This is a genomic window from Virgibacillus siamensis (genome assembly GCF_039522605.1).
Lineage (GTDB): Bacteria > Bacillota > Bacilli > Bacillales > Amphibacillaceae > Lentibacillus > Lentibacillus siamensis.
The window spans coordinates 127,457-136,000 of record NZ_BAAADS010000015.1 but is presented as its reverse complement, the minus strand read 5'-3'; the positions used below and the strand labels follow the sequence as shown (position 1 = coordinate 136,000).

Annotated in this window: 9 protein-coding genes; 4 read left to right on the top strand and 5 right to left on the bottom strand. The window is 43.3% G+C overall.

Features of this window, described 5'->3' with window-relative positions:
* Nucleotides 1-226: 226 nt before the first annotated feature.
* The 3 genes from ABD010_RS11015 to ABD010_RS11005 all read right to left on the bottom strand — a co-directional run bounded on the left by ABD010_RS11015 (nt 227) and on the right by ABD010_RS11005 (nt 2,281).
* On the bottom strand, nt 227-742 hold the full coding sequence (locus ABD010_RS11015) for a hypothetical protein (RefSeq protein ID WP_343812965.1): 516 nt from the start codon (nt 740-742) through the stop codon (nt 227-229).
* A gap of 123 nt (nt 743-865) precedes the next feature.
* Nucleotides 866-1,435: a DNA-3-methyladenine glycosylase I gene (locus tag ABD010_RS11010; protein ID WP_343812963.1), complete on the bottom strand. Its 570-nt coding sequence runs from the start codon at nt 1,433-1,435 to the stop codon at nt 866-868.
* A 3-nt stretch (nt 1,436-1,438) separates the two neighbouring features.
* A complete protein-coding gene (locus ABD010_RS11005) occupies nt 1,439-2,281 on the bottom strand; it encodes a sulfurtransferase (RefSeq protein WP_343812961.1) in 843 nt (280 codons plus the stop codon).
* Nucleotides 2,282-2,473: 192 nt separating this feature from the next.
* Here ABD010_RS11005 and ABD010_RS11000 point away from each other — a divergent pair, with 192 nt between their 5' ends.
* On the top strand, nt 2,474-3,490 hold the full coding sequence (locus tag ABD010_RS11000; RefSeq protein ID WP_343812959.1) for a D-alanyl-D-alanine carboxypeptidase family protein: 1,017 nt from the start codon (nt 2,474-2,476) through the stop codon (nt 3,488-3,490).
* A gap of 45 nt (nt 3,491-3,535) precedes the next feature.
* Here ABD010_RS11000 and ABD010_RS10995 read toward each other — a convergent pair whose 3' ends face one another.
* The gene (locus ABD010_RS10995) at nt 3,536-4,066 is read right to left on the bottom strand and encodes an HD domain-containing protein (RefSeq protein WP_343812957.1); all 531 of its coding nucleotides are present in this window, start codon (nt 4,064-4,066) and stop codon (nt 3,536-3,538) included.
* A 165-nt stretch (nt 4,067-4,231) separates the two neighbouring features.
* Here ABD010_RS10995 and ABD010_RS10990 point away from each other — a divergent pair, with 165 nt between their 5' ends.
* From ABD010_RS10990 to ABD010_RS10980, 3 genes are read left to right on the top strand one after another with little or no spacing between them, the layout of a single operon-like run.
* Complete coding sequence (locus tag ABD010_RS10990) at nt 4,232-4,984, top strand: DeoR/GlpR family DNA-binding transcription regulator (protein ID WP_343812955.1); 753 nt, start codon at nt 4,232-4,234, stop codon at nt 4,982-4,984.
* The gene (pfkB, locus tag ABD010_RS10985; RefSeq protein ID WP_343812953.1) at nt 4,981-5,889 is read left to right on the top strand and encodes a 1-phosphofructokinase; all 909 of its coding nucleotides are present in this window, start codon (nt 4,981-4,983) and stop codon (nt 5,887-5,889) included. Before ABD010_RS10990 ends, pfkB begins: the two co-directional genes overlap by 4 nt.
* A gap of 15 nt (nt 5,890-5,904) precedes the next feature.
* A complete protein-coding gene (locus ABD010_RS10980) occupies nt 5,905-7,800 on the top strand; it encodes a PTS fructose transporter subunit IIABC (protein ID WP_343812951.1) in 1,896 nt (631 codons plus the stop codon).
* A gap of 186 nt (nt 7,801-7,986) precedes the next feature.
* Here ABD010_RS10980 and ABD010_RS10975 read toward each other — a convergent pair whose 3' ends face one another.
* Nucleotides 7,987-8,439 carry a DUF2269 family protein gene (locus ABD010_RS10975; protein WP_343812949.1) on the bottom strand — a complete coding sequence of 151 codons (453 nt, stop codon included), beginning with the start codon at nt 8,437-8,439 and terminating at the stop codon, nt 7,987-7,989.
* Nucleotides 8,440-8,544 lie beyond the last annotated feature (105 nt).

The window sequence follows — 8,544 nt, the reverse complement described above, 5'->3', positions numbered from 1 at the left end:
CTGGTTTCACCAATCGGCAAGTCTTCTTTATCGTAGTGAGGAAGTGTGAAGTTTGGGACTGCGCTAAAGCTCGTCCCATCAAAACCTCTGCTATTGCTGGGCGCTGGAGCCGGACGGGGCTTTTCATTAATATAAAAATTATACACAAGTATTAAATTTTATAGTTTCCTGGTGCTATTAAAAAAGAAAGGCTATTTCCTCCCATACAACATAGAAATAGCCTTCCTCACCCATCATTCCAAACTATTTTACCATACTGTTCCTGATGGTCTATCTTCACATCAAAATAATGCTTGCTGTAAAAATGTTTTAATCGCTCTACATGGTCAAAGTCCCGCTTAACAATGTCACCAGTAATGTATTGCACATTATCTTCTCTTACAACATCTTTTAAATGTTTCATCAGAATTGAACCATATCCTCTATCTTCCTCGCCCTTTATATCAGCGATGTGCAAGTTGCTGTCATCTTTGTATTCTGCTTCAATGGCGGAATTCCATTTTCCACGATAAGGCCTAGCGCAGTTATGCAACATCAGCTGGCAGGTTGATTCTTCTTTATATGCATAAATGACAACCCAGTCATTGTCTTTTGTTTGATCAATGCTGATCACTTCAGCATGTTTAGCAATCTCTTTTATATTTTCCTGCATCCGAAACAGCTGTATTTCCAATGTATCCAGTTCCTGTTTCAGTTCGTCTTTACTCTTTGTCTCCTTCTGCTCGAGAAAAATACTGTTCACGATATAACCCCCCATCCAAATACGCGCACATTTTCGCATTGTACTAGAATATGCGGATGGATTTCAAGAGGTGTTCTCCAGGAAAGAAAAACAGCTTCCTTCCATCAAAGGAAGGAAGCTGCTTTATTCTGTATTACCATGATACAAAAAACAATCTTTCGTATGATCATTCACCATACCCGTTGATTGCATGAAAGCATAACAAATCGTTGGACCGACAAATTTAAATCCGCGTTTCTTTAAGTCCTTGCTCATCTGTTTCGATTCGTCGGTGAAATCCGGCACATCCTCATGCCGCTTCCAATTATTCAAAACCGGTTCACCGCCAACAAACTGCCAAATATAGCTGTCAAAACTGCCGTACTCCTCCTGGATTTTCAGGAACTGCCTTGCATTGTTTATAAAAGCGTTTACCTTAAGTTTATTTCGAATAATTCCTTCATCCTGCAGCAATTCTTCTCTTTTCCAATCATCATATTGACTGACTTTGACCGGATCGAAATGATCAAATGCTTTCCGGTAATTGTCCCGGCGTTTCAAAATCGTAATCCAGCTTAGTCCGGCTTGAGCGCCTTCCAGCAGGAGCATTTCAAACAGTTCCTGGTCATCATGTGTCGGTTTTCCCCATTCGTAATCGTGATAATCGATATAAATTTGTTCATTGGTTACCCATTCACAGCGATTTTTGTCCATTTGTCACTCTTCCTTCTTCTCCACTTCATTTTCTTCATAGGAAATCCAGTCACTGTAGCTGCCCGGGTACAGTTTAACATTTTCAAACCCGGCCGCCTTTAATGCAAGGACATTTGGCGTTGCAGAAACCCCTGACCCGCACGAAACGATTATCTCTTTATCTTTTGGCAAATCTTTAAAATTTTCTTTTAGGTCAGCTTCGTTCTTCCATTTGCCTTCTTCATCCAAAACATTTTTCCAAAAATAGTTTTTGGCCCCCGGAATATGACCCGCCTTCGCATAAAGTGGTTCAGTTTTTCCCAGATACCTGTCTTTCCCGCGCGAATCTATTAAAATGGCAGACTGTTTATCAAGCTTTTCTTTTACCTGTTCCATATCAACTGCTGCATCTTCCTGAATACTTGGTTTAAATGACTTTGCTTCCAGCTTCGGAATATCAGTTGAAACTTCATAACCCTGACTGACCCACTCTTCAAATCCACCGTCCAGTATATAAGCCTTTTCATGCCCAACATACCGCAGCAGCCACCACAAGCGACCGGCAAACATATCATTACCCTTTCCATAGACAACCACCGTCGTATCATTATCAATACCGATATGACCGATTTTCGCCGTAAAGGTTTCCATATCCGGCAATGGATGATTTCCGCCATGTTTCGCCGGTTTATCGGATAAATCCTTATTTAAATCCAAATACACTGCACCTGGAATATGCCCGTCCAAATACGTCTTTCTGCCTGCTTGATCGTCCGTCAACTGAAAACGAACATCAACAATTACAATGTTTTCCGGGTGCTCCTTCATTTGTTCTGCAAGCCACTTAACACTTACAATCTCTGTCACAAACGTAACCTCCTTCATAAAATTTGCAGTTAACATTCAAGATCCCATTTAATTACTTTTCAAAACTTCCTGATTCCAGTCTACCGCAAATCATGGAATTTTCACACAAAAATTATAATTATAAATGACATGGACGGCGAATTTATCCAAGTGTTATGATGTGTAAAGATATAGAAAAGACGGGGAGAGAATATGATGTTGAAGAAGGTTCTGCCAATAGCTGCGGCACTTGTTGCAGTGGTGCTTTTAACGGTTGCCTGTACAAATGATGGCACACAAACCAGCAGCCAGGCACCAAACAGTGAAAAAAATACGGCCAATAAAAACGAGACGCCTGACCAGAATAAAGCAACACTGCCTGAACCTGTGTTGCAGAAAACGGATCAGGGCGAAGATGTGAAGGCATTGCAGCAGGTATTGAATCAGCTCGGCTACCAGATTTCAATCACAAGTAAGTTTGACGAGATGACTACCTGGGCTGTTACAGACTTTCAAATGCAACAGGGAAGACTGCCGATTACCGGAATTTATAACAAAGTGACCAAAAAGGCGTTACAGCAAAAACTGGATTCAAACAAAACCCTGACTCCCGGATCCGCGTTAAACAAACCGGATGGCAATAAAAAAGTTGTAACGAATCCGCATGAAGTCCTTGAGCTCGTAAATAAAGAACATTCTTTGCCGGATGGCTTCAAACCAAAAAATCTGGTCGTACCTGATGTGAATTTTCCGTTTGACGGGTTTCATGAAAAAAAACAGATGCGGAAAGTTGCCGCAAATGCGCTGGAGAAATTGTTTCATGCAGCAAACGATCAGGCAGGGCTTGAGCTGTTTGCGCAATCCGGATACAGGTCATATGACAGACAGGATGCCATTTTCGCTTCCAATGTGGAGGCATATGGCGAAGAAGCCGCCAATAATGTCAGCGCCCGTCCAGGTGAAAGCGAGCACCAGACAGGACTGACAATGGATGTTACCAGCCCTGATGTCGGGTTCCATTTAAACACTGATTTCGGAAAAACCGATGAAGGACAATGGCTGAAGGAACACGCAGCGGAATATGGCTTTATCATCCGCTACCCGAAAGACAAAGAAACGATCACGAAATATCAGTACGAACCATGGCATCTCCGTTATGTCGGGGAAAAGGCTGCCACCGAAATCATGAAAAAAGGCATTACGCTAGAAGAATTTTTAGGGAAGAAATGAAATGAGGAGCGCGCATAAAAAATGTGCGCTTTTTTGATGCATTGATTATCCAATTTCATGCGGTTGTTTCATCTCACTGTCGATACGGGCATCAAGTGCACGAATCCGCTCCAATGCCATATGATCGGCAACTGTTTTATAATGATGGTTTCCACCGGTTTCCTCATCTGCTTCATCTGCCAGTGCCACAACTTTTTGAAGCGGTTTTAATTTCAATTCACCGTTAGGCAAATAGGAATCCGTGTGCAGTAAAATGGCAACCGCAATTTCTTTTGCTGCTTCCGGATCCTCACCAATTCGAATCAGCAGCTTGTGCGCACGGCTCGCCCCTTTAATGGCATGAATATCATTTTCCTTGTACAGTTCGTAATCCCATTCGCCATTACGATACCAATTGTAATGGCCCACATCATGCAGCAGTGCAGCTTTAGTTGCAAGATCAGGATCTGCCTGATACCGTTTGGCAAACATATAAGCATATTCCGCGACGGCAATGGCATGGGCGACCCCGGACCTTCCCAAGTGTTTCTGTGTAACCGGGTGTGTAAAAATATCTTCCAGTTTCACGTTACGCATTCATCATCCTCCTCTCCGTCTATTTCCAATCTATAATTCCCGATTATATCTTGAATAAACATAACAGACAACTCTGATTGAAATTGATTAATTTTGATTGTTTATGATTGATTTTTGCAACCGCTTGCTTTATACTGAACTCAAATAAAAATACAAGGTGGTAACATGCTTACAACAGAACGGCATCAAACGATTTTAAATTTATTGCAGGATAAACAAACCATTACATTGCAGGACATCATCGATAAAACAAATGCTTCCGAGTCGACCATCAGACGGGATTTATCGACCCTTGAGAATAATGGTGAACTGGCACGGATTCATGGTGGTGCAACATTAACGGAACGAAAACGAAAAGAATACAGCATCACTGAAAAATCAGCCAAAAACATTCAGGAAAAACGAGCAATAGCCAAACATGCAGCGTCATTCGTGAGTGATGGTGACTGTATTTTCCTTGATGCAGGCACAACTACTTTACAGCTGATCCCTTTTCTGAAGGAGAAAGATGTTGTCGTTGTGACGAACGGGTTAACACATTTGGATGCATTAATTGAAAATGACATCCAAACGTATTTAACCGGCGGCCTAATTAAATCCAAGACAAGCGCATTAATTGGACCACAGGCAATTCAGTCATTGAAAAATTACCGATTTGATAAATGTTTTCTTGGTGTGAATGGGTATCATATATTATATGGCTATACGACGCCTGATCCGGACGAAGCCCACGTTAAATACACGGCTTCCACAATGGCAAAAAAATCTTACGTGCTGGCGGATCATGCAAAATACAATCAGGTCAGTTTCGCAAAGATTTACGACTTATCTGATGCAGCACTGATTACTGGCAATCTGCAAAAAAATGAAATACAGCATTTGGCTGAACGAACAGACGTCACGGAGGTATCCACTTGATCTACACATGTACATTTACGCCATCCATTGACTACACAACATATCTTTCGGACTTTAATACCGGCACATTAAACCGTGCAAATGACGTGTATTATTATCCAGGAGGTAAAGGCATCAATGTATCGAGAGTGCTGAAGCGGTTGAGTGTTCAAAGCACAGCACTTGGATTTACCGGTGGATTTACCGGAGACTATATTGCGGATTTTTTACAGCAAGAAGGAATTCATACTGATTTTATTGATACAAACGGAATAACACGAATTAACGTCAAAATAAAATCCGGTAAAGAAACTGAGTTAAACGGTCCAGGACCCAAAATAGCACCGGAGCAGCAAGCCTTGTTACTGGAAAAAATCAACGTACTGCATGAAGGTGATTGGTTCGTACTTGCAGGCAGTCTGCCGGATTCGATTCCAGCATCTTTTTACCAGCAACTTGCAGAAAATTGTTCCAAATGTGGAATTCGATTCGTGCTGGATACATCAGGTCCTGCTCTTGCCAGGTTGATTTCAACCAGGCCTTTCCTGATCAAACCGAATCAGGATGAACTTGGCCAACTATTTGATACCACAATTACAAGTAAAAGCGAAGCATTTCATTACGCCACAAGGCTAACTGATGATGTTGAACACGTTATCGTTTCTATGGGGAAGGAAGGCGCTCTGCTTGTTTCGGGAAATAGCAAATGGGATGCCACGCCGCCTGATGGAACAGCAGTGAATACAGTCGGAGCAGGGGACTCATTGGTATCAGGCTTTATTGCATCGTATTTACAAAACCAGAATCCTGAAGAAGCATTTCGGTACGGTGTTGCTGCTGGGAGTGCAACTGCTTTCCAGATGGATTTATGCAGCAAAGAAGATGTAGCCTCACTTGTTTCGGAAGTTCGTATTAATCAACTTTAAAAAGGATGTGACAAAATGAAGATAACGGAACTGTTAAGCAATGAAACAATCATTCTTGACCTGCATGCCGATTCCAAACAGGAAGTGCTTGACGAATTAGCAGATCAGCTTGACCATGCCGGTAAACTGGAGGACAAGGAGGCTTTCAAAAATAGCATAATGGAGCGGGAAGAACAGAGCACGACCGGTATCGGAGAAGGAATCGCCATTCCGCACGCCAAGTCAGCCGCAGTTAAAACACCAGCCATTGCGTTCGGACGATCTAAATCCGGGGTTGACTTTGAATCGCTGGATGGACAACCCGCCAATTTATTTTTCATGATTGCAGCAAGTGAAGGTGCCAACAATGACCATCTGGAGGCGCTTTCCCGCTTATCAACTTTTCTGATGGACGAAAACTTCCGGCAACAAGTGCTCGATGCAACGTCTGAGGAAGAGGTGCTGCAGGCAGTTAATGACAAGGAAAACGAGGTCGATGGGCCAACAGAAGAAGAATCTGCCGGGTCAGATCAAAGAATTCTTGCAGTAACTGCCTGTCCAACCGGTATCGCGCACACGTACATGGCAGCCGAAAAATTATCGGAAACTGCCAATGATATGGGAATTTCCATCAAGGTGGAAACAAATGGTTCTGGTGGCGTTAAAAACAGGCTAACAGAGAAGGACATTGAAGAAGCGGACACAATTATTGTAGCAGCAGATACAAAAGTTGAAATGTCCCGCTTTCACGGTAAACCTGTCATTGAAACCGGTGTCGGCAAAGCAATTCATGAAGCGGAAGATTTGCTGAATCGCGCGGTTAATGAAAATGCGCCGGTATATGAACATGAAGCATCAGCCAGCGAAACGTCTTCTGAGAAAGATGGACGAAGCGGATTTTACAAACATCTGATGAATGGTGTTTCCAACATGCTGCCATTTGTTGTCGGCGGTGGTATTTTAATCGCCCTTTCTTTTCTGTGGGGTATCAATTCGGCTGATCCGGAAAGTTCCCAATACAATGCGTTTGCCGCGATGCTCAATACGATTGGCGGCGGGAAAGCATTCTTCCTGATGGTTCCTGTTCTAGCCGGATTTATCGCATCCAGTATCGCTGACCGGCCTGGCTTTGCACCAGGTATGGTCGGCGGCTTAATAGCCATCACGGTTTCAGGCGCAGAAGGTGCAACCGGCGGATCAGGCTTTCTCGGCGGACTTATTGCAGGTTTTCTGGCAGGCTATTTGACCGTACTGATCAAGAAAATCTTTTCAGGCCTACCGGATGCACTCGAAGGATTAAAACCGGTATTATTTTACCCATTATTCAGCATTGCCATCACAGGACTGATTATGATGGTAATCAACCCGCCGCTGACACAGGTTTATACTGGCATCTCGACTTTCCTGGAAAGTATGGGCGGCACTAACCAGATTATTGTCGGTATTATTTTAGGCGCGATGATGGCCTTTGACATGGGCGGTCCGGTTAACAAGGCTGCATACACGTTCGGTATCGCTATGCTTGATGCAGGAAACTATGCATTCATGGCTGCCGTCATGGCCGGTGGTATGGTTCCACCGCTTGGAATGGCAATTTCGACTACATTGTTTAAGAATCGTTATTCCAAAGAAGAACGGGAAGCCGGCAAAACCGCCTATCCGCTTGGCATCTGCTTCGTTACGGAAGGTGTCATCCCGTTTGCGGCAGCCGATCCTGCACGGGTAATCCCGTCAACCATGGTCGGAGCGGCCGTTGCGGGTGGCCTGAGCATGCTGTTTGATATTGGCCTGCGCGCGCCACATGGCGGCATCTTTGTCATCGGCCTGGTTGGCGGCCTAGGCCAAGCATTGCTCTATCTTGCATCCATTATCATCGGCGCTGTCATTACAGCGATAATGGCGGGCATATTAAAAAAGAAGGTTACTGCATAAACAAGACGGGAGCTTACAAATTGTTGTATGCTCCCTTTTTAATTATTGCGAGGTATCGTTGTTGTTGCTATTGTTCCGTTGATATTTTTTATTCTCACGATATAATCGTTCTTATCCCGATATGTTTGCTGTTCTGCCGATATAATCTATTTTTCTCCCGATACATCAGCTACTCCATTAGCCTTGTCAAAACGGCTTCAATATCATCAATGCAATCACAATTAAAAATAGTGTGTTTTCAATACGCTCAAAGAAAAACAGCTTCTTGGAAAGAATGAAATATTCGGGTGGTATTTCTTCCCCGTTTGATTTTTCCAGCAATGCTTTTACCGGTTTGGAACGTGGTGATAAAACGGTCGGGCCGAATCCAAGCGCAATCAGGTACAATACAAGACTTGTCACATACCATCCTTGCTGAAATAAATAATGGTGCAGCAATCCCATCCATAGCCCGGTAATCAAAAGCAATGTTCCGCCAACCATTACAAAGATGTGCAGCCTGTTCCGGATGATGTAGGCATGTTTCAATTCGGTTAAATTGTTTGCTTTCGTTACAATATAAATCATCACAAAACCGGGGCCCAGTCCTAATATTGCTGAAAAAACATGTACAAAAACAAGCAGGTCATAGAAAGTCACCTTCATTCCCCCCAACAAGCTATATCCAATCCTACCCTATCATACAACATTTCCGGCAATGCGGGATGTGACAAACTACACGCAACCTTCTCCAAGTGCAACAAG

Bases quoted from the DNA above. Each gene is read 5' to 3' on its own strand.
- ABD010_RS10980 (WP_343812951.1), top strand. From the start codon at position 5,905: ATGAAGATAACGGAACTGTTAAGCAATGAAACAATCATTCTTGACCTG.
- ABD010_RS11010 (WP_343812963.1), bottom strand. From the start codon at position 1,435: ATGGACAAAAATCGCTGTGAATGGGTAACCAATGAACAAATTTATATC.
- ABD010_RS11000 (WP_343812959.1), top strand. From the start codon at position 2,474: ATGATGTTGAAGAAGGTTCTGCCAATAGCTGCGGCACTTGTTGCAGTG.
- ABD010_RS10990 (WP_343812955.1), top strand. From the start codon at position 4,232: ATGCTTACAACAGAACGGCATCAAACGATTTTAAATTTATTGCAGGAT.
- ABD010_RS10995 (WP_343812957.1), bottom strand. From the start codon at position 4,066: ATGCGTAACGTGAAACTGGAAGATATTTTTACACACCCGGTTACACAG.